General features: G+C 45.9%; 3 protein-coding genes. 1 reads left to right on the top strand and 2 read right to left on the bottom strand.

Annotation, left to right across the window (positions count from 1 at the left end; translation table 11 throughout):
- The first annotated feature begins 114 nt into the window (after positions 1-114).
- Positions 115-345: an antitoxin gene (locus ACKFKF_RS35010; protein ID WP_446871937.1), complete on the top strand. Its 231-nt coding sequence runs from the start codon at positions 115-117 to the stop codon at positions 343-345.
- Between the two features lie 41 nt (positions 346-386).
- Here ACKFKF_RS35010 and ACKFKF_RS35005 read toward each other — a convergent pair whose 3' ends face one another.
- Both ACKFKF_RS35005 and ACKFKF_RS35000 read right to left on the bottom strand, forming a co-directional pair.
- The gene (locus tag ACKFKF_RS35005; protein WP_446871936.1) at positions 387-536 is read right to left on the bottom strand and encodes a hypothetical protein; all 150 of its coding nucleotides are present in this window, start codon (positions 534-536) and stop codon (positions 387-389) included.
- Positions 537-754: 218 nt separating this feature from the next.
- Entirely contained in the window at positions 755-1,249 is a 495-nt protein-coding gene (locus ACKFKF_RS35000) for a hypothetical protein (RefSeq protein WP_446871935.1), read from the bottom strand.
- Positions 1,250-1,558 lie beyond the last annotated feature (309 nt).

Genomic DNA, 1,558 nt, shown 5'->3' with positions numbered 1-1,558 from the left:
ATGAGGGATGAGGGATGAGGGATGAGGGATGAGGGATGAGGGATGAGGGATGAGGTGCCGCTTTGTACAATGTTAGATGCAGACAGTTAGAGACAAACAGTAAGAGGTTGCTGGATGACGATAGAGCGAATTATTCATTTATTCCACGACGGCACAAGTCAATCGCTAACGATTCCTCACGAGTTTGAGCTACCTACAGACGAAGTAATCATTCGCAAGGAAGGAGAGCGTTTAGTTATTGAGCCTGTCAAACGATCTTCTCTATTAGCATTACTTGCAACACTGCCAGATATCGCAGATGAATTTCCTGACGTAGACATGGGGTTACTGCCGATCGATAAATAGCGCGAAGTTAATAGAACTATAGAATTACACTGCCGCGATCTTTAGTTCCGTCTTGCCAACATATCATTCCGTTTTGCCAGCCCATCCTTTCGGTTCTCTAACGGAGCATTCTGTTTTTCTAATAGATCATTCCGTTCTGACAACGAATCATTTTGGTTTTCTAACAAAACATTCCGGTCTTGCCACTCCATCCTTTTGTTTTTCTAACGGAGCATTCTGTTTTTCTAATAGATCATTCCGTTCTGACGATGGATCGCTTTGATTTTCTAACGGAGCATTCCGTTTTTCTAATAGATTGTTTCGATCGCGTGACGGATTAGAGGATATTTAAAAAGAAACGTTCCTATCGCGAGGGTAGAAACGTTGTCAAAGTTGGCAAATTTTAGACGTGAACAGACTGTTCTCTCTATCAAGCAATCACAGTCGGCGCAAGCTCCGGGGTAGACTCGATCGACTCTTTCTTATTGCGGCGGGCAAAATGCTGCTTGAGTTGTTCCACTACAATCTTCATCCCTGGCATATCGTCATGGGATTTGGCTGCATCGTAAACCTTCAGTGCCGCAACATAAGCTTCACTGTGGGCAGCAAAATAGGTATCATCCACCAGGCTATGCAACTCCATTAGGGCCATTAGCACCGGATAGAGATCCTCAATCAACTGCACATCTTTCTGCATTTCCTCCACATCAAACGATCGGGGGAGACAACCAGAATGTTGTTGCGCGGCATCCAGGCAATTGAGGATAAAACCGCGAGCACGATCGCCGACCTTGGGCAAAGTTCTGCGTTCTTCTGCGCTCAAATGCAACAAGAACGGCATGGCTTGCTTGATGGTCTCGATCGCCTCCATCACAGTCTGACGAGCGTCTGCATTTAAAGTGGCGCTGATTCGATTTGATGTCATGTAGATTACACAAAAAAGGATTAATACTTAGATAGCTCTGTGTCTACTGCCTTGTCGAGGGGGTAAATACTTTACGATCGCTCACAATCTGGCACTCACTCTCCACAAGAGAAGCGTCGTCGTGCTGGTGTGCGATCAATTCCAGGGTTAACGCTAAATCCAAGCATTCCTGTCGAAAATCTCCATCTCAAAGTCCCCCAAAATTGGCAGGTCTGCCGTGTACACACAAGTCGATCCTGTCATTGCTGAGATCTTTCGCCCCCTAAATCCCCCAAAAATGGGGGACTTTGAGCCGTCGTCATGGCTTTG

This window comes from Phormidesmis sp. 146-12 (genome assembly GCF_052939495.1).
The sequence above is the reverse complement of the archived record's forward strand: the minus strand, read 5'-3'. Positions and strand labels throughout refer to the sequence as shown.